Annotated in this window: 20 protein-coding genes and 1 tRNA gene; 6 read left to right on the top strand and 15 right to left on the bottom strand. The window is 59.3% G+C overall.

Annotated elements, in window-relative coordinates:
* Window positions 1–53: 53 nt before the first annotated feature.
* The 8 genes from RCH09_RS04300 to RCH09_RS04265 all read right to left on the bottom strand — a co-directional run bounded on the left by RCH09_RS04300 (window position 54) and on the right by RCH09_RS04265 (window position 7,087).
* Window positions 54–1,151, bottom strand: a complete 1,098-nt coding sequence (locus RCH09_RS04300) for a patatin-like phospholipase family protein (protein ID WP_326939811.1) — start codon at window positions 1,149–1,151, stop codon at window positions 54–56.
* Window positions 1,148–1,735, bottom strand: coding sequence for an aminoacyl-tRNA hydrolase (gene pth, locus RCH09_RS04295; RefSeq protein ID WP_326939810.1), 588 nt, complete (start codon window positions 1,733–1,735; stop codon window positions 1,148–1,150). Before pth ends, RCH09_RS04300 begins: the two co-directional genes overlap by 4 nt.
* A 117-nt stretch (window positions 1,736–1,852) precedes the next feature.
* The gene (locus RCH09_RS04290) at window positions 1,853–2,497 is read right to left on the bottom strand and encodes a 50S ribosomal protein L25/general stress protein Ctc (RefSeq protein ID WP_326939809.1); all 645 of its coding nucleotides are present in this window, start codon (window positions 2,495–2,497) and stop codon (window positions 1,853–1,855) included.
* A gap of 106 nt (window positions 2,498–2,603) precedes the next feature.
* Window positions 2,604–3,554, bottom strand: a complete 951-nt coding sequence (locus RCH09_RS04285; RefSeq protein WP_326939808.1) for a ribose-phosphate pyrophosphokinase — start codon at window positions 3,552–3,554, stop codon at window positions 2,604–2,606.
* Between the two features lie 135 nt (window positions 3,555–3,689).
* Window positions 3,690–3,766: transfer RNA gene (locus RCH09_RS04280), tRNA-Gln, on the bottom strand.
* A gap of 77 nt (window positions 3,767–3,843) precedes the next feature.
* Entirely contained in the window at window positions 3,844–4,689 is an 846-nt protein-coding gene (ispE, locus tag RCH09_RS04275) for a 4-(cytidine 5'-diphospho)-2-C-methyl-D-erythritol kinase (protein ID WP_326939807.1), read from the bottom strand.
* On the bottom strand, window positions 4,689–5,306 hold the full coding sequence (gene lolB, locus RCH09_RS04270; RefSeq protein WP_326939806.1) for a lipoprotein insertase outer membrane protein LolB: 618 nt from the start codon (window positions 5,304–5,306) through the stop codon (window positions 4,689–4,691). Before lolB ends, ispE begins: the two co-directional genes overlap by 1 nt.
* The gene (locus tag RCH09_RS04265; RefSeq protein ID WP_326939805.1) at window positions 5,303–7,087 is read right to left on the bottom strand and encodes a tetratricopeptide repeat protein; all 1,785 of its coding nucleotides are present in this window, start codon (window positions 7,085–7,087) and stop codon (window positions 5,303–5,305) included. Before RCH09_RS04265 ends, lolB begins: the two co-directional genes overlap by 4 nt.
* 125 nt (window positions 7,088–7,212) lie before the next feature.
* On the opposite strand from RCH09_RS04265, the gene mutM reads away from it, so the two are divergent.
* From mutM to mutY, 3 genes are read left to right on the top strand one after another with little or no spacing between them, the layout of a single operon-like run.
* Complete coding sequence (mutM, locus tag RCH09_RS04260; RefSeq protein WP_326939804.1) at window positions 7,213–8,034, top strand: bifunctional DNA-formamidopyrimidine glycosylase/DNA-(apurinic or apyrimidinic site) lyase; 822 nt, start codon at window positions 7,213–7,215, stop codon at window positions 8,032–8,034.
* Between the two features lie 58 nt (window positions 8,035–8,092).
* Window positions 8,093–10,030 carry a dynamin family protein gene (locus RCH09_RS04255; RefSeq protein WP_326939803.1) on the top strand — a complete coding sequence of 646 codons (1,938 nt, stop codon included), beginning with the start codon at window positions 8,093–8,095 and terminating at the stop codon, window positions 10,028–10,030.
* Complete coding sequence (gene mutY / locus RCH09_RS04250) at window positions 10,031–11,173, top strand: A/G-specific adenine glycosylase (protein WP_326939802.1); 1,143 nt, start codon at window positions 10,031–10,033, stop codon at window positions 11,171–11,173.
* On the opposite strand, the gene RCH09_RS04245 is transcribed toward mutY, so the two are convergent.
* Window positions 11,170–12,096, bottom strand: coding sequence for a GGDEF domain-containing protein (locus RCH09_RS04245; protein ID WP_326939801.1), 927 nt, complete (start codon window positions 12,094–12,096; stop codon window positions 11,170–11,172). The two genes, mutY and RCH09_RS04245, sit on opposite strands and share 4 nt — an antisense overlap.
* On the opposite strand from RCH09_RS04245, the gene RCH09_RS04240 reads away from it, so the two are divergent.
* Window positions 12,095–12,466, top strand: coding sequence for a hypothetical protein (locus tag RCH09_RS04240; RefSeq protein ID WP_326939800.1), 372 nt, complete (start codon window positions 12,095–12,097; stop codon window positions 12,464–12,466). The two genes, RCH09_RS04245 and RCH09_RS04240, sit on opposite strands and share 2 nt — an antisense overlap.
* Here RCH09_RS04240 and RCH09_RS04235 read toward each other — a convergent pair.
* The 6 genes from RCH09_RS04235 to ilvA form a co-directional block, all read right to left on the bottom strand.
* Window positions 12,429–13,061, bottom strand: a complete 633-nt coding sequence (locus RCH09_RS04235; protein ID WP_326939799.1) for an LON peptidase substrate-binding domain-containing protein — start codon at window positions 13,059–13,061, stop codon at window positions 12,429–12,431. The two genes, RCH09_RS04240 and RCH09_RS04235, sit on opposite strands and share 38 nt — an antisense overlap.
* 1 nt (window position 13,062) lies before the next feature.
* The gene (gene rapZ / locus RCH09_RS04230; protein WP_326939798.1) at window positions 13,063–13,926 is read right to left on the bottom strand and encodes an RNase adapter RapZ; all 864 of its coding nucleotides are present in this window, start codon (window positions 13,924–13,926) and stop codon (window positions 13,063–13,065) included.
* A gap of 84 nt (window positions 13,927–14,010) precedes the next feature.
* Entirely contained in the window at window positions 14,011–14,949 is a 939-nt protein-coding gene (gene hprK / locus RCH09_RS04225; RefSeq protein WP_326939797.1) for an HPr(Ser) kinase/phosphatase, read from the bottom strand.
* A gap of 10 nt (window positions 14,950–14,959) precedes the next feature.
* Window positions 14,960–15,433 carry a PTS sugar transporter subunit IIA gene (locus RCH09_RS04220; RefSeq protein WP_326939796.1) on the bottom strand — a complete coding sequence of 158 codons (474 nt, stop codon included), beginning with the start codon at window positions 15,431–15,433 and terminating at the stop codon, window positions 14,960–14,962.
* A 216-nt stretch (window positions 15,434–15,649) separates the two neighbouring features.
* The gene (queF, locus tag RCH09_RS04215) at window positions 15,650–16,489 is read right to left on the bottom strand and encodes an NADPH-dependent 7-cyano-7-deazaguanine reductase QueF (RefSeq protein ID WP_326939795.1); all 840 of its coding nucleotides are present in this window, start codon (window positions 16,487–16,489) and stop codon (window positions 15,650–15,652) included.
* Window positions 16,490–16,494: 5 nt separating this feature from the next.
* Entirely contained in the window at window positions 16,495–18,021 is a 1,527-nt protein-coding gene (gene ilvA, locus RCH09_RS04210) for a threonine ammonia-lyase, biosynthetic (RefSeq protein ID WP_326939794.1), read from the bottom strand.
* 171 nt (window positions 18,022–18,192) lie between these two features.
* Between ilvA and RCH09_RS04205 the strand changes: the two genes are divergently transcribed.
* Complete coding sequence (locus tag RCH09_RS04205) at window positions 18,193–18,681, top strand: YqaA family protein (RefSeq protein WP_326939793.1); 489 nt, start codon at window positions 18,193–18,195, stop codon at window positions 18,679–18,681.
* A gap of 88 nt (window positions 18,682–18,769) precedes the next feature.
* A complete protein-coding gene (locus tag RCH09_RS04200; RefSeq protein WP_326939792.1) occupies window positions 18,770–22,771 on the top strand; it encodes an FAD/FMN-binding oxidoreductase in 4,002 nt (1,333 codons plus the stop codon).
* Window positions 22,772–22,778: the final 7 nt, after the last annotated feature.

Raw genomic sequence — 22,778 nt, 5'->3', positions numbered from 1 at the left:
TGGGGATGAAATGGTGGTCGCTATTTTACCGTAGCGTGGCGGCGCCGCCCGAATTAGAACGGTTGCACGAGGTTGATATCCGGTTGCCGGACGAATGCCGCGAACGCATCGCGCAATCGCTGCCCTTGCCCGATTGCCTCGCGCCAGTTGCGGATGCGGCGATCGTGATCCAGTCCGTAATGCATGAAGTCACTGCGGTCCGGTAGTTTGCCGCGTGGCAGCGGCTGCAAAAAACTGCGGGACGGCGTGATGAGAATGACGTTATCCAGCCAGTCGCGCTGCTTGCCGTTGGCGGCACGCCGCCAGCGCAATGGTTTGTCGAGCCAGCCCGGCACGATGTGGTCGGTGAAATGCGGATACAGCACCAGCCCCTCTGGCAGGCGGGCATAGGGCAGCGCCAGATGGTAGTCGATCAGGCCGCCGTCCCAGTAGGTTCCCGGTGGGGCATGCGCAATCGCGGTGACCGGCGGCATGATGAATGGCAGCGTGCCGGACGCCAGCAGTGCCGTCGCCAGATTGTCTGTCATTAAGGGCGCGAAATCCGTCTGGAACCGATCGAAGCGGGTGGTGAGCCATGGTGCGACGCCGCGCGGATCGCCAATCACGAGGCGCTCAAGATGTCGCGCCAGTCGGTCGCGCGAGACCAGGTTGGCAAAGGTAGCGGCCGCAAAGCCGGCCAGGGTGCCGGCGCGGTGCGCCGGATTCGCCAGCAGGCCGCGCCCGCGCGAGACGAGAATCTGCAGGTGATGATGCGCATGGTTGACGATCTCGTGCTCATGTCCGCCGACAAAATCCTGCAGGATTTTCTTGCACACCACCGCCACCTGCTGCGGGGTCGGTTTTTTGCCATAGCGCTGTTCGCAGTACAGGTCACCCAGACGCTGGAACGCCGCCACCGGGTCGTCGTGGCATGCCGCCGCCATGCGCCATGCGCCAATTGAGGCGCCAATCAGGGTGCGCTGGCGCGGCGCCTGCGGCAGCCAGTCGCCAAACAACCATTGGTCGAGGGCCTGCAGGATGAGTCCTTTTGGCCCGCCTGCGGCGCCGGCGATGACGGCGATGTCGTGCGGTTGCAGTCCCTGCCGCCGCAGGTGTGCCAGCGCTTTTGGTCCGGCGTGTATGGTTAGTGCAGCATCCGTGGAAATCGTCATTTGGCCGTGTGCAGTTTCATCGTTGCCGCTTCAAATTTGCCGTCGCACAGCATGGGAATGATCTCGATGCTGCTGGAAATCGCCTCGTCCAGCAGCGGCTGTTCTTCCTTGCGCGGGCGGTGCAGCACATAGTCGGCGACATTCTGCTGGGACGCTTGCGTGCGCGGATGACCGATACCCAGCCGCAGCCGCCAGTAATCCTGCGTGCCGAGTGCGGCAGTGATGTCTTTCAGCCCGTTGTGTCCGCCCGAAGAGCCGCCTTTCTTGAGGCGCGCGATGCCCGGCGCCAGATCGAGTTCGTCATGCACTACCAGGACCTCATCTGCGGCAATCTTGTAAAAACGCACCAGCGCACCGACTGATCCGCCGGAGCGATTCATGAACGTTTGTGGTTCGAGCAGCCAGATTTCATGCCCGCCAATCGCCGCCCTGGCGGCGAGGGCATTGAAGCGCGTTTCGCGCGCGAGCTGGCAGCGGGCGATGCCGTTGGCCAGATTGTCCACCAGCCAGAAGCCGGCATTGTGACGGGTTTGTTCGTATTCCGGTCCGGGATTGCCGAGACCGACGATCAGGCGAATGGCCATAGTTGTGCGGGCATTGGAAAAGCAAGAGTATGACCGGCTTCAGCCTGGGCCACAAAAAAGCCCGTCGCAAAGGACGGGCTTTTTACTGGCCAGACCGGCTTGCGGTCCGGTTCAGAATTACTTCTTCTCGACAGGCGCTGGCGCATTTGCTGCTGCCTGAGCGGCGGCAGCTGCTGCATCGGCAGCTTCTTCAACTTTGCCAGCCGGGATCGATGCTGCTGCGATGGTCGGGTTGTCTTCGCCACCGTGGATCACGGCGGTCACGCCTTTTGGCAACGCGATGTCGGCCAGATGGATCGAGCCGCCGATTTCGAGAGCCGCCAGATCAACGGTCAGGAATTCAGGCAGGTCTGCTGGCAGGCAGGTGATGTCCAATTCGCTCAGCACGTGGCTGATGATGCCGGCCGACAGCTTGACCGCAGGCGACACATCGGCGTTGATGAAGTGCAGCGGCACCTTGACGTGGATCTTGTGGGTCGCATCGACGCGCTGGAAGTCGACATGCAAGACCAGCTGTTTGAATGCGTGGACCTGGAAGTCGCGCAGCAGGACTTTTTCTGCTTTGCCGTCGATTTCAAGATCAAGAATCGATGAGTGGAATGTCTCTTTCTTCAGCGCGTGATACAGCGCGTTGTGATCGAGGCTGATGTTCAGTGGAGCAGTCGTACCACCGTAGACGATACCCGGGGTTTGGCCTGCAATGCGCTGGCGGCGGCTCGCTCCGGTCCCCAGTGCTGTGCGTGCAAATGCGATAACTTTCATTTAGAACTCCAAATATTGCAGGGCGTATTGCCCTGCGGTGAAAATCCCCCGCGACCAGGGGATTCAAAATGTGGACACAATGCGTGTCCCGAAAATCTTGTTCCGATCAGTCGGCGAACAGTGACATCACCGAGTCGCCGGTACTGATGCGCTTGAATGTCTCGGCCAGCAATTCCGCGCAGCTCAGTTGACGAATTTTGCTGCAGGCCATGGCCGCAGCAGACAACGGGATGGTGTCGATGACAACCAGTTCATCGAGGGTCGAGTTGGCGATGCGCTCAATGGCCGGACCCGACAGAACAGGATGCGTACAGTAGGCAATGACTTTCTTGGCGCCACGGTCCTTCAGAACTTCGGCCGCCTTGACGAGGGTGCCGGCAGTGTCGACCATGTCATCCATGATCACGCAATTGCGGCCTTCGACTTCCCCGATGATGTTCATCACTTCGGAAACATTGGCCTTCGGGCGGCGCTTGTCGATGATCGCCAGGTCGCAGTCGAGGCGTTTGGCCAGCGCCCGAGCGCGCACAACGCCACCCACATCGGGCGACACGACCAGCAGGTCATCGTAATTCTTGGCGACCAGATCCGACAGCAAGATCGGCGACGCGTAGATATTGTCGACCGGGATATCAAAGAAACCCTGAATCTGGTCGGCATGCAAATCCATGATCAGGACCCGTTCGACGCCGACTTCCTGCAGCATGTTGGCCACGACCTTGGCCGAAATCGCCACCCGTGCCGAGCGCGGCCGACGATCCTGGCGGGCATAACCGAAATACGGGATGGCAGCGGTGATGCGACCGGCCGAAGCACGCTTGAGCGCATCGACCATCAATATCAATTCCATCAGGTTGTCATTGGTCGGTGCACAGGTCGACTGCAACACGAAGACGTCCTTGCCGCGCACGTTCTCGTTGATTTCAACGACGATTTCGCCGTCCGAGAATTTTGAAACAACCGCCTTGCCGAGCGCAATGCCGAGTTGCTTCGCGACGCCTGCCGCCAGATCCGGATTGGCATTACCGGTAAAAACCATCAGGTTATCGAGCGCCATTGGGGGTCCCTGGAAGCAATCGTTAGTGAATAAAAAAGCAAGTCTTGAGGCAAATGTGAAAACCGCCAGAGCCAGACATTTCAGTCTTGCGCTGGCGGCCTTCTCATTGGTAGTTGTAGGACATGACAGATTTAATGGCAGGGGAAGAAGGATTCGAACCTTCGAATGCTGGAATCAAAATCCAGTGCCTTAACCGGCTTGGCGATTCCCCTACGCAACTTTGGTTTTGCCGCCGCATTTTCGCTCTGCTTCGCGTTCCATGCAACGCCAAAAAAACTTTTGATGTTGATTATTGCAACCGGGCCATCGGATGTCGATGCAAGGTTCGGGCTGTCCATGCTTTCCAGCGTGGCGGCACTTTTTCAAGTACCGCATCAGCCTGTTCCTTCGATTCGAAAGAACAAAATACACATGCGCCTGATCCTGTCATTTTCGCCGCACCATATTGCGCCAGCCATTTGACGGCCTCGGCGACGACTGGAAAAGCGCGTTCAGCCACTGCTTGCAAATCATTTTTCCCGAAATTTTTCTGAGCCCCGGAAAAGTCCAGCAGTTTGACGGGTTTCGTATCCCTTGTCAATTCAGAAGATGTGAATATTGCTGCCGTGGGAATCGACACGCCGGGTTCGATGATGACGAACCATTGATCGGTCGTCTGAACTTCGATCAAACGCTCGCCCACCCCTTCGGCAAAGGCATTGGCGCCGAACAGGAAGAACGGGATATCCGCACCCAGTTGCAGGCCCAGCGCCATCAACTGCGTTCGGCTCAGGCCGGTTTGCCACAGATGGTTCAGGGCCATCAGGGTGGTTGCGGCGTCGGATGATCCACCACCCAGTCCGCCGCCCATTGGCAGTATCTTCTCGAGCGCGATGTCGGCGCCCAGGGCGCTGCCGGTTGCCTGTTGCAGCAGGTGCGCCGCGCGCACCACCAGATCGCTGTCATGGGCCACGCCGGCGAGTTCGGAGGTGCGCCGGATCATGCCGTCGTCGCGCACATCGAAGTGCAGCACATCCTGGCGATCGATCAGCTGGAAGACGGTTTGTAACAGATGATAGCCATCGGCGCGACGACCGGTGACGTGCAAGAAAAGATTCAGCTTGGCCGGGGCCGGGCAGTCGTGCAGCCGGCGCATCAGGCGGGCTGCCAGCTATCGATGACGATTCTGATGGCGACTTCGCCTGCCTGTGGCGTGGTGCGTGTCAGGTCGATGCGCTTGGGATGCACCGGGAGTGCCGGATCGGTCGCATCCCAATTTGCATACAGCAGCTGCCAGCCGTCACCGGTACGTATCGGCGCCGGATTGTTGGGGTCGGCATTCGTGCGCTGCCCGGCCGCGTCGACAACCTGTCCCTGCAGCCAGTTGCGCAGGCCTGACAGTGGTAACGGCCAGCCGAGCGCATCCATTGCCAGGGTATCCGGATTGACCGCGCTGCGCGGCGCCTTCCCGCTCTGCATCAAGGTAGTCTGATCCGGCGCGATATCAATCGTTGCCAGGGTCTGGCCAAGCGGCGACAGTAACGTGACAAACGTGTGGTCACCGCGTTGCGACCACGTAAAGCTGCCATGAATGGCCTGGTCCTTCCCGTCGACCTGAAAGCGCGCCGACAGGCGGCCACCAAGATCAATCGAGGACAACGCGGTCTGGCCGGCCTGATTTGCCAGGCGCTCGGACGACAGCGGCGCCAGGTTCGCACATCCCGTCAGCAGACACGACAGCAACAAGCCAGCTTGCGCCAGCCGTGCGATCACTGCGGCACCTGAAGTCGCGTCAAGGTATTTTTCAGCGTGTCGTTCTTGGGGTCCTTGGTGCGCGCATCGCGCCAGAATTTCCGGGCGTCTTCCTTCTGCCCGCGTACCCACAGTACTTCTCCGAGATGTACGGCGATTTCAGCATCGGGACGCAATTGATAGGCGCGGCGCAGCAGATCCTCGGCTTCGCTTAATTTGCCAAGGCGATACTGCACCCATCCCATGCTGTCCATGATGAACGGATCCTCCGGCGCCAGCGACAGCGCCTGCTCGATCAGCTTGACGGCTTCCGGCAGCCGGATATTGCGCTCCGCCAATGAGTAGCCCAGCGCGTTGTAGGCGTGCTGATTGGACGGCGCCAATTTGATGACCTTGCGCAGTGCGGTTTCCATGGTATCGAGCCGGTCTGCCTTTTCGGCAGCCATTGCAAAGTCATACAGCAGATCGGTATTGTCCGGGAAATGCTTCAACCCTGCCTCAATCGTCTGATCGGCTTGCTGCTGCATGTTGGCGTCGCGCAGGATCTGGGCTTCTGCCTGGATCAGCAGGATTTTTTCAGGCTCGCTGTCGACGCTCAGGCCGGCAAGAATTTTTTGCGCTGCCGGCACATTGCCGTTACGTGCAATCAGCTGGGCGCGTTTGATCTGGGCTCCCAGCCAGGATTCGCCCGGGACGATCCTGCTCAGGTAGTCCAGTGCGGCGCCGGTGTCCTTGCGTTCCTCGGCGATCTGCGCAAGCAGCAGCAAGGCCTGGGCCGGATCGCGGGTTTCCTCGGGATGCGCGGCAAGCACTTTCAGGTAGGTCCCCAAATACTGCTCGGCGCCTTTCATGTCATTGGTCTGGGTGCTGAGCACGCCAAGTGCGAACAGCGTGGTCAGATCCTTGGGTTGCGATTTGAGCAGAATTTCAAATTCGGCACGGGCCTTGGCATATTGATTTTCTTCAATCAGCAGGCGCGCATAGGCGATGCGCACCTCACGGCTTTTCGGATAACTGGCCAGAAATGCCTGCAGGGACTGGGCCACTTCCTTCTTGTCGGACATGACCTGCGCCAATGTCAGTTCGGCGATCTCGGAATCCGGTTTGGCCCGGATCGCAATACCCGCTTCGCTGCGGGCGCGTGCAAGGTCGTTGTTTGCAAAGGCGGCCTGTGCCAGCGCGATGTGGGCTTCAGACAGGCTGGAATACGGTTCCACCAGGGCTTCCATCACCTTGAATGCGGCAGTCTTGTCTTTCGCACGCAACAGCAGCCGTTGAATTTGCAGCAGCAATATCCCGCGGCTCGGTGGTCGAACATCGCGAAGGCGCTGCTCGAATACCTCCTGCACCTCGGACAGGTCATCGCCGAGCAGGATCAAGCCAAGGTAATACTGGGTCGCTTCATCCGATTTCGGCGCGAGTGCGCGCCACAGACGAGTGGCAGCGAGGGCCTCATCCGTTTGCTTGGCGGCGATTGCCATTTCAACTGCGCGTCGTGCCAGGCGCGGGTCACGGGTTTCCTGCGCGGCGGCCAGCATGTTGACGTAGCCAGCCTGCCAGCCGCCGCGCTGGAATGCGATCTCGGCCGCCAGCAATTTGAACAACAATTCTTCGCTCAACTCGACCGATGGCAAACCAGCATTCGCCTGTTTTGCCGCTGCAGTTTCGTCGTCGTCATCGCTGGCCAGGGCGATTTGCGAGATGTCGCTCGGCGCCGCATAGGCAGCGGTGACAACTGGCGACATGGCAGTGCATGCCGACAACAGTGCCGAGAGAGTTACAATGAGAATGACGGTTTTCAAGAGTGGATCCTGGCGGTTCAAACGAAATTTCATTCTACGCCGAACCCGTCCGGTTTGCGCGTAACTGCCGGGACAGTATGCCGGTTTCCGGTCCGAAGTCGCCTATTCATCAGGATGCGTAACACATGCCCGAGTTGCCTGAAGTTGAAGTTACCCGCATGGGTATCGCCCCGCATCTGGAACGCAAGATGGTTACCGATGTGACGCTGCGGCGCAGCGGTCTGCGCTGGCCATTTCCATCCGGACTGGCCAGCCTGCTGACCGGCCGCACGGTGCGCACGACCGGGCGGCGCGGGAAGTACCTGCTGATTGCATTCGATCACGGCACCTTGATTGTGCATCTCGGCATGTCCGGGCACCTTCGCGTGTTGCCAACGGCAACGCCACCACAAACGCATGATCACTTCGATCTGGTCCTTGGCGAGCACCTGGTGCGCATGACTGATCCGCGCCGTTTTGGCGCTGTGCTGTGGCATTCCGCTGACGATGGACCGGTCGAGCAGCATCTGCTGCTGCGGGGTTTAGGCGTCGAGCCGCTTGACGCCACCTTGCTGGGTTCCATCCTCTTCACGCAAACGCGTGGACGCAGCGCCGCAATCAAGCAAATCCTGCTGGCGGGCGACGTTGTCGTCGGTGTTGGCAATATTTATGCGTCCGAAAGCCTGTTTCGTGCACGCATTAACCCGAAAACACCGGGCGGGCGCATCGGCCTGGCGCGTTATGTCCGCCTGGCCGCAGAGATTCAGGCGACACTTTTGTCGGCAATTGAGCAGGGCGGCAGCACTTTGCGGGATTTTGTTGGCGCAAATGGACAATCTGGCTATTTCCAGCAGAGTTACTTCGTCTATGATCGTGCGGGGGAAGCATGTCGTGTGTGTGGGCAGACGATTCGGCAGATCAAGCAGGGGCAACGCTCGACGTTTTATTGTGTCCAGTGCCAGCATTGAGCAGTCTCAGGATCAACTTGCAAACAGCGAGTCAATATCGGGCATTCAGGGGAAACACGTGAGCAATCTGGTCCAGAAATTTCAGGAATACAGCAGTTGGCGCAATGGCGTAATGACTGCGCTGGCGAGCTATCGTCGGCATGTCGAGCGCGCCGAGTTGATGGATGCCGCCACTGAACAGCGTATTGAGCAGATGATGGGCCGTCTCACCAGCGATAAACTGACAATCGCCTTCGTCGCTGAATTTTCGCGCGGCAAATCGGAACTGATCAACGCGATTTTCTTTGCAGAATACGGACAGCGCATCCTGCCTTCATCAGCAGGTCGCACCACGATGTGCCCGACCGAACTGTTGTACGACGAAACCTTTCCGCCGTCGATCCGGTTGCTGCCGATCGAAACCCGTGGCGAATCGCCATCGACCAGTGACTTGAAAAACCAAGGCCATGTGTGGACCGTGCTGCCACTGAATATTGCTTCAGGCGAGGGCATGCTGGAGGCGTTCAAGCAAGTCAGCCTGACCAAACGCGTCACGATTGCGCAGGCCCAGCGTTATGGCCTGTACGACGAAATGGATCCCGATATCGCGTTGGCTGTTGATCAGGACGGCATGGTCGAAATTTCCAGATGGCGCCATGCCATTGTCAATTTCCCGCACCCATTGCTCAAGCAGGGCTTGATCATCATCGACACACCAGGCCTCAACGCCATCGGTACCGAGCCGGAACTAACGCTGAACCTGATCCCGAACGCCCACGCGGTGCTGTTCATTCTGGCCGCCGATACCGGTGTGACGAAGAGCGATATCGAGATCTGGCGCGATCACATTGGCACAGGCACCGGACGCATGGTGGTGCTCAACAAAATCGACAGCATGTGGGACGAATTGCGCACTCCCGATGAAATCGAACAGCAAATTCGCCAGCAGGTCACCAGTGCAGCGATAACGCTTGGCTTGCAGGAACATCAGGTATTCCCGGTGTCGGCCCAGAAAGGTCTGATCGGCAAGATCAACCAGAATCCTGCCCTGTTGGCCCGCAGCCGTTTGCCGCAACTTGAAAATGCCTTGTCCAACCAGCTTATTCCGTCCAAGCAAACCATCATCCGGGAGCAGCTCGATGTGGAGATCCAGGAGCTGACGGCATCGAAAAAAACGCTATTGTCATCACGCACACGCAACGTCATTGAGCAGTTGCTTGAACTCAAAAGCCTGCGCGGAAAGAACCAGTCCATCATCGACCACATGATGAAGCGCATCGACATGGAGAAACGCGAATTCGACAGCAGCCTGATCAAGCTGCAGGGCACGCGAGCGGTGTTCGCACGCCTTTCGACGGATGTATTTACCAGCCTTGGCATGGGAATTCTGAAAGAAGATATCCGGCTGACGCGACTGGCCATGGAGAGCAGTATCTTTTCGACCGGCTTTCGCGACGCCGCCAAGCGATTCTTTGCCCAGATCCAGAATAACCTGCAACTGTCGTCGCGCAAGACCGAAGAAATCACCGCCATGATGACGGTCATGTACCGCAAATTCTCTACTGAGCATGGCCTTGCGTTGTCGACGCCGATGCCATTCTCGCTCGACAAGTATGTCAAGGAAATTGCCATGATCGAGGGCATCTACCAGCGGCAGTTCGGCACCACGGCGATCATGACGACGCACACTGCGGTGTTGATGCAGAAGTTTTTCGACTCCATTGCCTCGCGCGTCAAGCAAAGCTTTTTGCAGGCAAATCGCGACGTCGAGGCTTGGCTGAAAGTGGTCATGGTGCCGCTTGAAGGACAGATTCGCGAACACAAGTCGCAGCTGAAACGACGCCGGCAATCGGTTGAGCGCATTCATTTGGCGACCGACAGCCTGGAAGAAAAAGTCGCGTCCTTTGAGGTCATGGAAGCCGAATTGTCGAGCCAGTTTGCGCAACTGCAGGCGCTCGAACAATCGTTGAAGGACGCGGTACGGGCTGATCTTGCCGAGTATGCGTTTGCGGCCTGAATGAAGCGTGTCATCAGTGCCGCGAAGGTGCTTGACCCGGATCCGGAATTCTCCGTCAGCGTCATCGGCTGGCAAAAGGCGCACGGACGGCACACCTTGCCGTGGCAAAACACGCGTGACGCCTACCGCATCTGGCTCTCGGAAGTCATGCTCCAGCAGACCCAGGTCGCCGCGGTGATTGGCTACTACCAGCGGTTTCTGACGCGCTTCCCAACCGTTGGCGCGCTCGCCGAAGCGCCATCGGAAGACGTCATGGCGCACTGGAGCGGGCTCGGCTATTACACCCGCGCGCGCAATCTGCACCAATGCGCGAAGCGGGTCGTGAACGAATATGGTGGCGTCTTTCCGGCTGACCCGCGACTGCTGGCCGACTTGCCCGGAATCGGGCGATCGACCGCTGCGGCAATTAGTGCATTTGCCTACGGGACTCGGGCAGCCATCCTGGACGGCAACGTCAAGCGCGTGTTCAGCCGGGTGTTTGGTGTGGACGAATTTGCAGGAAGCAAACCGGTGGAAGACCGACTTTGGCAACTGGCCGAAGCATTGTTGCCAGGCGCTGACGTTGAGGCCTACACGCAGGGATTGATGGATCTCGGTGCGACATTGTGCACGCGCAGCAAGCCAGCATGCGCGCGCTGCCCGTTGGCATCGAGCTGCGTTGCCTTGGCAACCGACCGCGTGCACCTGCTGCCGGTGCGCAAGCCAAAGAAGGCCGTGCCGCAGCGGCAAACGGCAATGTTGGTGATCATCGACAAGGGACAAGTGTTACTTGAGCAGCGGCCAGATTCGGGGATATGGGGCGGCTTGCTGTCACTGCCGGAAAGCGCGTCGCTGCTGCCAATCGACCATGACCTCCCCGACGAAGCCAGCCGCTTCGAGCAAGACATCGTCAATGCAGTGGCGCCATTCGGCACGGCGGGATCGTGGGAGCGCCTGCTGACGATTTCGCACGCGTTTACCCATTTCAAGTTGCAGATTTCGCCCTATGCCGTGCACTTGTCTGCGCGAGTGCACAGTGTCGGACAGAACGCCTACGTCTGGTATCCGACCGATCGCCTGGGTGACGCGCCGCTGCCCGCGCCAGTCAAGAAATTGCTGATGGCGCTGTTTCAAACTGACGGGCTGTTTGACGCGCAGCGTTAGTCGCCATCGATCCATTCGACCCGGTTGCGTCCGCGTTCCTTGGCACGATACAGGGCCGCATCGGCACGTTCGATTAACTCCGCGACTTCTTCACCAGGGCGATACTGCGCCACGCCAATCGACAGGGAAATGGATTTTTGCGGCAGCACGCTTTTCAGATCCAGGAAGTGCGCATGCACGCGCAGGCGCTCTGCATGCATGACGGCGCCTTTGAGTTCGGTGTCCGGCAGGATCTGCATGAACTCATCGCCGCCGTAGCGGCCGATGATATCGCTGTCGCGGATGCTCTCGCGGGCGACACGGGAAAATTCGCGCAAGATCATGTCACCAGCCAGATGGCCATGCTTGTCGTTGATATCCTTGAAGTGATCCACGTCAATGAGACAAAGACAGAACGGCGTGTCGTGCTCGTTGCTTTGCGCAATCGCCAGATCGAGTTCGGTTTGCAACTGGCGTCGGTTGTACAGACCGGTCAGTTCATCCCGAATGGCTTTTTCTTCGAACTGCAGCAACTGTTGGCGCGTATTCTTCAAGGCGCTGCGAAGCTGCCGGATCTGCGCGCTGACGGTCATCGTCATTGGCAGCGTTAGCGCGATCACGACCCATAGCAGCAAGTCGAGTCGGAAGGTTCCATTGAAATCGTCCTGATAGCCACGTCCCAGCACGATGGCCAGATAGGTCAACATGGTGCCCGCCGCGAGCGCGTTCTGCGCCGTCTTCGTCAAGCGAAAGACGCCATAGGAAAAGGCAACCAGCAAGAACGGACCGAGCGCCAACTGGACGGCACGGTCCAGAAAAAACACGGTCAGCATGATGGTCACCGAGACAGTAATCTGCGCCAGGGTCAGACTCGGTTCGAAGAATCGGGTGTTCAGGCGTAACGCAAAGATGATGTAAAAAATCAGCAGCGAGATTGTCAACATGCTGGCGCCCACCAGGAAGGCCATTGCTGTGACAAAACCTTGCTCGAAAAACGCAAAGATTGTGGCAAGAAACAGCAGCGAAGCGATGCTGATCGGGGAGATCTTTGGAATGCGGCGTGCCGATCTCAAGTTCTTGCGGCGCTGGATGGTTTGGGCTTGCATGGATCGCAATGACGAAATTGAACAGGTTGCAGCTCGCTGCCGAATCACATGGCGTGCGCAGACTGATTTTCCCGAATGTGGCGGAGATTCTGTGAAAGGTTCTTGTGTTGCAGCAAGCTATCTGAACAGTAAGGGTGATTTGTTAGCCTGGTGCAACATGAAACGTTTGCTTACAATATCTGATGCTGTTGCAAATAGGTATAAATAATGGACAAACGGCTTCCCGGGTCGACCAGCTCCAGCAATTTCTGCCGCGCCTTCAGTGGGATTGGCAAAATTTCGCTCCAGCGGTTGGCCACCCAACCGACCTCGTCAAAGCGCAACGGCTTGGCAAATGGATAAGCCAGCGCATCGTCATCGCCAATCCGTTCGTCGAAGTCATTGGTAATGCGTCGCAGCGCTGTCGCGCAGGCGACGTGCGCGCTGCTCGTGGCGGCGGCGACATCGTCGGCAACAGGGATGATCTGTGCTTCCAGCCGTCCATCCTTCAGGGTCCGTGTTTGCAGGATCCTGAACTTCATTCCGCCGACCGTGCGTATCTGAAGCAGGCCGCCGACCTGCATGTCCCAGTGCATGATATGGGCCATGCAGCCGATGGTCTCCGGTTCGGCCGGCGGACCGGTTTCCGCACCAGTGCGAATCGCCACGACGCCGAACGGCCGGTCGTTACGCATGCATTCGCGCACCATGTCGATGTAACGGGTTTCGAAGATGCGCAACGGCAGCACGCCGTTGGGAAACAGCACTGTTTGCAACGGAAACAGCGGCAGCCACTGATCCATCTGGGCAGGGGGCGTCGTCACGTCAGGCCAATTCGCGATGGCGCAGGACGACGCGTTCCTTGTCCTGGAAATAGCGGGCAAGATGCTCGACCATGTACACCGAACGATGCTGGCCGCCGGTGCAGCCAATGGCAATTGTCAGGTAGCTGCGGTTGTCGTTCTTGAAGGCGGGCAGCCATTTTTCGACAAAGTCGCGAATGTCGTTTTGCAAGGATGCAACTTCGGGCAACGCATCGAGAAAGTCGATCACCGGCTGATCGCGCCCGGTCAGCGCGCGCAAGGCGATGTCATAGTGCGGGTTGGGCAGGACGCGGACATCAAACACCAGGTCGGCATCCAGCGGCACGCCAAATTTGTAGGCAAATGACTCGAACAGTAGCGTCAACGGCGTGCGTTCGGATTCAACCAGTTCCTTGATCCAGGCCCGAAGTTTATTGGCCGACAGCCCCGACGTATCGATGACGTGACCGAGGCCTTCAATGGTCACGAGCATTTCGCGTTCCTTGAGGATGCACTCGGTCAGTGTCAGCCTGTCATCGGCTGTCTGACCAGGGCGCAAGCGATGGGATAGGGGATGCGCGCGACGCGTTTCGGAAAAACGGGCGATCAGCGATTCAGTCTTTGCGCTCAAAAACAGAACCTTGACGTCGTGTCCCTCATCCTTGAGCCTTGCGATGTCTTCCGGCAAGCCACTGAGCGAATCGGCACTGCGCGCGTCGACCGCGACCGCCAGATTTTCGCCATTGTCCTGCATGCGTGTCGCCACCAGGGCGCGCAGCAGGGTCGGCGGGAGATTGTCGACGCAGAAATAGCCAGCGTCTTCGAGGGCGTTAAGGCCGACCGACTTGCCGGAACCGGAAATGCCTGTAATGAGGATAATGCGCATAAGAAATAATACCACCCCAATCAGAATTGGTTGCCGTCACTTGGATCGCAGTTCCGAACTTGTGCACGGCAGGTGACACGAATTTCAGTCGCTGTTCATGGCTTTCTGCTGGCGCTCCATGAACTCCTTGAGCGTATCGATACCGCGCAGCTGCAAGATGGTGTTGCGTACCGCCGCTTCCAGCAACACCGCAAGATTGCGTCCCGCCTCCACCGGAATGACCACTTTGCGGATTGGCAAGCCAAGTACTTCCTCACTTTGGGCATTCAGCGGCAGTCGCTCGTAGTTCTCTTCCAGTGTACTGCGGCGAACCAGATGAACAATCAGCTTCAATCGCATTTTGCGGCGTACGGCGGTCTCGCCAAAAATGGTCTTGATATCGAGCAGACCCAGGCCGCGGACTTCCAGCAAATTCTGCAACAGGGTCGGGCAGCGACCTTCGATCATGTTCGGCGCAATGCGGGCAAACTCCACCGCGTCGTCGGCAACCAGGCCGTGACTGCGGGAGATCAATTCAAGGCCAAGTTCGCTTTTGCCCAGACCGGATTCGCCGGTAATGAGCACGCCAACGCCCAGCACATCCATGAACACGCCATGCATGGTAATGCGCTGAGCCAATTTCTTGGACAGGTACACCCGCAAATAATCGATCACCTGTGCGGCCGGCAATGGCGTCGAAAACAGCGGGATGTGGCGTTCGTCGCACACCGCAAGAATTTCTGGCGGGGTCGTCAAACCTTGCGCAATGATGAACGCCGGGGGCTCGCCGGCAACCAGTTCGGCGGTCTGATAGCGGCGCGAGTCTTGCGACAGCCGCTGGTAATAATTGGTTTCCTGATGACCAAAGACTTGAATGCGTCCCGGGTGGATCAGATTCAAATGGCCCACCTGATCGGCAGCGGACGCGGCGTCCCCGGAAATCAGGCGTTCGCCGCCGGAAAAGCCGGCGAACCAGCCAAGTTCCAGCGTCTCTCGATTTTCATCGTAGATTTGCTGAATCGTCAGTGGTGTCGAGGTGGGCATGGTGAGGGCCTCAGCCGAGGTCGTGCATGCTGCTCTGCCATGCGACCAGGCGCGCATGCACCGAGCGCGCGTCCGGATCGTTGGTCAGGATCGTGCGAAACGCGTCGTCTGAAAACATCTCGGCAATTTCCGACAGCGTCTCAAGGTGCTGCTGGGTGACATGATCGGGAATCAGCAGGAACACCAGCAGGTTCACTGGCAGCGCGTCCGGCGACTCGAACGGGATTGGCTCTGCCAGTCGCACAAAGGCGGCCAGTGGCGCCTTCAGGCCTTTGATGCGTCCGTGTGGTACCGCTACGCCGTGCCCGAGGCCGGTCGAGCCGAGCCGCTCGCGCGCGAACAGATTTTCCGACACCGTCGAGCGCGCAATGCCACAGTTGTTTTCGAAAATGAGACCGGCCTGCTCGAATGCCCGCTTTTTGCTGGAGACTTCGAGTCCGAGTACAACGTTGTCGAGCGACAGGATTTTAGCCAGGTTCGTCATATCAAAAAAAAAATATGTTGCAGTGCACAATCGGAGAATTCGAGCGAATTATATGCCCGTTTCGCTCCCGATGATTGCCTGATGTTAAGTCGAATTGCAATCGCGATCCTGATGCTTTGAAGAGAAATGCCATTGCGCCATCACGAATCGGTGAAATCGAACATACCATCAAGTAGAGATGTTGGGCTAACCAACATTGGCCAAAATCCTGTGTTTCTATTGACGTGCGTTACGGGCCAGCGATGGCTGCTGCCCGCTACTGAAGTTGCTGCGCCAAGGGTTGATATCAAGTCCGCCACGCCGAGTATAGCGTGCATAAACGGCAAGTTTCTGTGGTCGGCACTGGCGCAGAATATCCATGAAAATGCGTTCGACGCATTGCTCATGAAACTCGTTGTGCTCCCGAAATCCAATCAGGTAGCGCAACAGCCCTTCCTGTTCGATCTCGGCGCCGACGTACTGGATCTGCACGCTGCCCCAGTCCGGCTGACCCGTGACAAGGCAATTCGATTTGAGCAAATGTGACACCAGGGTCTGTTCGACCGGCGGCTGGTCGTGCGCCGCGCGCAGCAGCGACGGTTCCGGCGCGTAGCTGTCGACCTCGATATCGAGGCGATCGAGCAGCATGCCGTCCAGCTCGACGAACCGCATCGCGCCAAACTGCTCGGGCAGAATCAGGCTGATCTGCACCGGCGCGCCGAACCCGTCCGACAGGTCGGAGCGCAGCAGCGCCAGCAGCGCCTCGCTGCCGGCCAGTCGGGTCTGATTGAAGCTGTTCAAATACAGCTTGAACGATTTCGACTCAATGATATTGGGCGAGTCCGCCGGCACCGTCAGGGTGGCAATCGCAATCTGGGGTTTGCCGCGCAGATTGAGCCATGACACTTCATACGCATTCCAGATGTCGATGCCAAAAAACGGCAAGGTGCCGGTCAACCCCAGCTCCAGGCGCTTTTCCTGCCGGGCGATCGGGAACAGCAGGCTGGCATCGTAGTGCGACTGATAATGGGCCGGCTTGCCCAGCGGCGATTGATCCGGTGTACGCGGCGGTGTCATGGCGCTCATCCCAGGAAAAGTTTGTAGGCAGGGTTGGCGCTTTCGTCCCAGTGCCGATACCCAAGCGTCGCGAGGAATGCGCGGAAGGCCTTCATCTCCTTGCGCGGCACCTGCAAGCCGACCAGGATGCGCCCGACATCGCCGCCCTGGTTGCGGTAATGAAACAGGCTGATATTCCAGTTCGGCGCCATGCTGTCGAGAAAACGCATCAACGCGCCAGGGCGCTCCGGAAATTCGAAGCGATACAGCAATTCATCCTGCGCCTGTGCGCTCTTGCCACCGACCAGATGACGAATATGCAGCTTGGCAAGTTCGTCATGCGTCAGGTCGAGTGTCGCAAAGCCGTGCTTGCCGAATTGGGTGGCGATCTTGCTCGAGTCGTCCCGGCTGGCGATTTGCAGGCCGACGAAGACGTGCGCCTGGCTTTGGTCGCTGATGCGGTAATTGAACTCGGTGACATTGCGCGGCCCGATCAGTTCGCAGAAACGCCGGAAGCTGCCGCGCTCCTCCGGCATCGTCACGGCGAAGACGGCTTCACGGGCTTCGCCCACCTCGGCGCGCTCGGCGACGAAGCGCAGGCGGTCGAAGTTCATGTTGGCGCCGCAGGCGATCGTAATCAGGGTGGCGCCCTTGATCGGCTTGCGCGTTGCGTTGGAGCGTTCCACATACGCCTTGGCGCCCGCCACGGCCAGCGCCCCGGCCGGTTCAAGAATGCTGCGGGTGTCCTGGAACACATCCTTGATGGCGGCGCAAACCGCATCGGTGTCGACCAGGATGATTTCGTCGACCAGCAGGCGCGTCAGTCGAAATGTCTCCTCGCCGACCAGTTTCACCGCGGTGCCGTCGGAGAACAGGCCCACATCCGGCAAGGTCACGCGTTTGCCGGCCTTGATGCTGCGCGCCATCGCGTCCGAGTCGGTGGTTTGAACGCCAATGATCTTGATGTCCGGACGGACAGCCTTGACATACGAGGCGATGCCGGAAATCAGTCCGCCGCCGCCGATGGCGACAAAGATCGCGTGGATCGGGCCGGCATGCTGGCGCAGGATCTCCATGCCGATGGTGCCTTGCCCGGCGATCACGTCCGGGTCGTCAAACGGATGCACGAACGTCAGCTTGAGCTTCTTCTCGAGCGTCAGGGCATGGTTGTAGGCATCGGTGTAGGAGTCGCCAAACAGGACGACTTCGCCGCCGCGCGCCTTGACGGCATCGATCTTGACGGGAGGCGTGGTGGTCGGCATCACGATGACGGCCCGGCAGCCAAGGCGGGCCGCACTCAACGCCACCCCTTGCGCATGATTGCCGGCCGAGGCGCAGATCACGCCACGCTTCATTTGCGCCGGCGGCAGATGGGCCATCTTGTTATAGGCGCCGCGCAGTTTGAAGCTGAACACGCTCTGCATGTCTTCGCGCTTGAAATAAATCCGGTTATCGATTCGCTGCGACAGCGTTGGTGCAAATTCAAGCGGGGTTTCCACTGCGACGTCATACACGCGCGCTGTCAGGATTTTTTGCAGGTAATCGATGGTCATGGAATCGGTATCGGGAAAGCGTTCAGCGAGGGGGCGCGCGCAAACGGGGTTGGCAGCGCAGCGGAAAATCAAAACCAGTCGGGTATTATAGTTGACCGCAAATAGCGCGGCGAAGCCACTGCCACCAAGTCAAGGAAAGCCACACTTGCCCACCGCTACGACTGTCGTAACATGATCGAAGGCGCCGTCCTCTGGCTTTTGGGCGTGCTGGCCGTGCCCACGGTCGGGCTGACTTCCGTATTCCTGATCAGCTTTATCTCGGCGACGCTGCTGCCGCTCGGGTCCGAGCCGGCCGTATTTGCCGTGATCAAGGCCAACCAGAGTCTGTACTGGTCGGTGATCCTGACGGCGACGGGCGGCAATACGCTCGGTGGCGCCGTGGACTACTGGCTGGGCTTCGGCGCCAACAAGGCCTTGAAACCCGCGTTGCCCGGCCGCTGGTTCCGTCGGGTCGAGCGTTACGGCGCCAAAACCATGTTGCTGAGCTGGTTGCCCGGCGTCGGCGATCCGTTGTGTACGCTGGCCGGTTGGGTCAGGTTGCCGTTCTGGCCGTGCCTGATGTACATGGCCATCGGCAAATTCGCCCGTTACATCACTGCCACCACCCTGTTGTTGTTCGTGCCCGACGGCTGGTGGCAGCAGATCGGCAGCTGGCTTTGACTTCGCCCCGCACGCTGTGGGGCTGTTCAGGTCTGGTGCGTCGCAATACGCTAGAATGATTTTTTAGTTTCACGCAAAACACGGACCAATGAACGCCCCCGCACAAATCCAAGCTCTGCTCGCCGAAGGCGGCCATGCCGCCACGCCATCACGATTGCGTGAAATTCCGTATAACTACACCTCGTTTTCCGACCGTGAGATCGTGATCCGCCTGCTGGGCGAGGATGCCTGGCAGTTGCTCGATGAGCTGCGTGCGGCGCGCCAGACCGGGCGCTCGGCGCGCATGTTGTACGAGGTGCTGGGCGATATCTGGGTAGTGCGGCGCAATCCGTACCTGAAGGACGACATGCTCGACAATCCGAAACGCCGCGCGGCGCTGGTCGATGCATTGAATCACCGGCTGGCGGAGGTCGATAAACGCCGCGTGATCACCGATCAACTCGATGCCGGCGACGCCATCGCACTGCACCGCAGTGACAGCGTGGCGGCCTTGCTGCACGCGGCACGCCGGGCGGTCGCCGAATTTGGCGAGGAGTTCCGCAAGACCTACGACCTGCGCAAGCGCACCAACAAGATCCTGGCGCGCTACACCCGCAAGGACAACATCAAGTTCGACGGCCTGTCGCGTGTGTCGCACGTCACCGATGCGACCGACTGGCGTGTCGAGTATCCGTTCGTGGTGCTCACGCCCGATACCGAGGACGAGATGGCGGGGCTGGTCAAAGGCTGCATCGAACTCGGTCTGACCATCATTCCGCGCGGCGGCGGCACCGGGTATACGGGCGGCGCCATTCCGCTGACACCGCTGTCGGCCGTCATCAATACCGAAAAACTCGAACAGTTGGGCCCGGTTGAAATGACCATGCTGCCCGGCGTCGCGCGTGAATACGCGACGATCTACTCCGGTGCGGGCGTCGTGACCAAGCGTGTCTCGGACGCGGCCGAAAAGGCCGGCTTCGTGTTCGCCGTTGATCCGACCTCGGCGGAAGCCTCGTGCATCGGCGGCAACGTCGCGATGAATGCCGGCGGCAAGAAAGCCGTGTTGTGGGGCACCGCGATCGACAACCTGGCCAGCTGGAGAATGGTCGATCCCAACGGCGACTGGCTCGAAGTCACGCGGCTGGAACACAATCTCGGAAAGATCCACGACGCCGAGGTCGCCAAATTCAAGCTCGAATGGACGCATCCGGCCGAGCATGGTGTGCGCAATCAGCCGTTCAAGACCGAGCTGCTCGAAATCGCCGGCAAGACCTTCCGCAAGGAAGGCTTGGGCAAGGATGTCACTGACAAATTCCTGTCCGGCTTGCCGGGCGTGCAGAAAGAAGGCTGCGACGGTCTGATCACGTCGGCGCGCTGGATCCTGCACAAGATGCCGAAGCACACCCGTACCATCTGCCTCGAATTTTTCGGCCAGGCGCGCGACGCGATTCCCTCGATTGTCGAAATCAAGGATTACCTCGACAGCGAAACGAGAAAAGGCGGCGCGATCCTGGCCGGCCTGGAGCATCTCGACGAACGCTATCTGCGCGCCGTCGGTTACGCCACCAAATCCCGCCGCGGCGTGCTGCCGAAGATGGTCCTGTTCGGTGACATCGTCGGCGACGACGATAGTGCCGTGGCACGCGCCGCCTCGGAAGTCGTGCGCATGGCGAACAAGCATGTCGGCGAGGGCTTCGTCGCCATCAGTCCGGAAGCGCGCAAGAAATTCTGGCTCGATCGTACCCGCACCGCTGCCATCGCCAAGCACACCAACGCGTTCAAGATCAATGAAGACGTCGTCATCCCGCTGAACCGGATGGGCGAATACACCGACGGCATCGAGCGCATCAATATCGAGCTGTCGATCAAGAACAAACTGCAGCTGGTCGAGGCATTAAGTGATTTTTTCGCCCAAGGCAATCTGCCGCTGGGCAAGAATGACGATGCCGAAGGCGAAATCATTCCTGCCGCCGAAATGCTGGAGGACCGCGTGCATCAGGCCCAGTTGCTGCTGGACGCAACGCATGCGCGCTGGACGTATCTGCTGGCGAATCTGGATCGGCCGCTGGCCGAGGTCAGGGGCGAACTGGTGGCGCTTGGCCTGGAACGGCTGGCATCTGCCTTCGACCAGCGCCTGGCACAACAACCGGACGCGACCCTGTTCGATGTGGCGCAGGATCGCACCGTGCGGGTGTCGTGGAAGACCGAAGTACGGGCCGAGCTGCGTCTGATCTTCAGCGGCGCGGCGTTCCGGCTGATCCTCGAGGAATGCGGCGCCATCCACAAGCGCGTCTTGCGCGGACGGGTGTTCGTTGCCTTGCACATGCATGCCGGCGACGGCAACGTGCACACCAACATTCCGGTCAATTCCGATCATTACGACATGCTGCAGGATGCCCACGCCGCGGTCGCCCGCATCATGCTGCTGGCGCGCTCGCTCGACGGCGTGATCTCCGGCGAACACGGTATCGGCATCACCAAGCTGGCATTCCTGACCGAGGATGAAATCAAGGATTTCCGCTCGTACAAAATGCGCGTCGATCCTGAAGGCCGCTTCAACAAGGGCAAGATGATGGCCATGCCGGGTCTGGAGGCCGACCTGCGCAATGCCTACACGCCGTCGTTCGGATTGATGGGCCACGAATCGTTGATCATGCAGCAAAGTGACATTGGCGCGATTGCCAACAGCATCAAGGATTGTCTGCGCTGCGGCAAGTGCAAGCCGGTGTGCGCGACGCACGTGCCGCGCGCCAATCTGCTGTACTCGCCGCGCAACAAGATCCTCGCGACATCGCTGCTGGTCGAAGCCTTTCTCTACGAAGAGCAAACCCGGCGCGGCATCTCGATCAAGCATTGGGAAGAGTTCGAAGACGTTGCCGATCACTGCACGGTCTGCCATAAATGCCTGACGCCGTGCCCGGTCGATATCGACTTCGGCGATGTCTCGATGAACATGCGCAATTTGCTGCGCAAGATGGACAAGAAATCGTTCAATCCGGGCACCGCGGCGTCGATGCTGTTCCTCAATGCCAAGGACCCGGCCACCATCAAGGTGGCGCGCAAGGTGATCTTCGGCTGGGGCGTGACGGCCCAGCGCCTGGGCAATACGGTGCTCGGTGCGCTGGCGAAAAAGCAGACCAAGGCGCCGCCATCGACGCTCGGCAAAGCGCCGATCAAGGAACAGGTGATTCACTTCATCAACAAGAAGATGCCGGGCAATCTGCCGAAGAAGACCGCGCGCGCACTGCTCGATATCGAAGACGACAAGATCGTGCCGATCATCCGCGATCCGCTCAAGACCACCGCCGACACCGAGGCCGTGTTCTACTTCCCCGGCTGCGGTTCGGAGCGTCTGTTTTCGCAGGTCGGACTGGCCACGCAGGCGATGTTGTGGCAGGTCGGGGTGCAGACCGTGATGCCGCCGGGGTATCTGTGTTGCGGCTATCCGCAGCGTGGCTCGGGTGAGTTCGACAAGGCCGAGAAGATCATCACCGACAACCGGGTGCTGTTTCACCGGATGGCCAATACGCTGAACTACCTCGACATCAAGACCGTGGTGGTGTCGTGCGGCACCTGCTACGACCAGCTGCAGGGCTACCAGTTCGACAAGATTTTCCCGGGCTGCCGGATCATCGACATCCACGAATTCCTGCTCGAAAAAGGAGTGCGGCTCGAAGGCGTGACGGGTACGCGCTACATGTATCACGACCCATGTCACAGCCCGATGAAATTGCAGGACCCGCTGAAAACCGTCAACGCCCTCATCACCACGGCCGACAGTGTCGCGATCGAGAAGAACGACCGCTGCTGCGGCGAGGCCGGCACGCTGGCGGTGGCGCGCCCGGACATCTCGACCCAGATCCGCTTCCGCAAGGAAGAAGAGATGACCAAGGGCGCCGACAAGTTGCGCGCCGATGGGTTTGCGGGCGATGTCAAGATCCTGACATCCTGCCCGGCCTGCCTGCAGGGCTTGACGCGCTTCGATGCCGACGCCGATACATCGGCTGATTACATCGTCGTCGAGATTGCCCGGCATCTGCTGGGCGAAAACTGGCTGCCGGAGTTCGTTGCCCGCGCCAACAACGGCGGCATCGAACGCGTGCTGGTGTGACGACGAC

This window comes from Actimicrobium sp. GrIS 1.19, from assembly GCF_035984655.1.
In the GTDB taxonomy this organism is placed as follows: Bacteria; Pseudomonadota; Gammaproteobacteria; order Burkholderiales; family Burkholderiaceae_D; genus Actimicrobium.
This window is presented reverse-complemented; position numbering and strand designations above follow the sequence as displayed.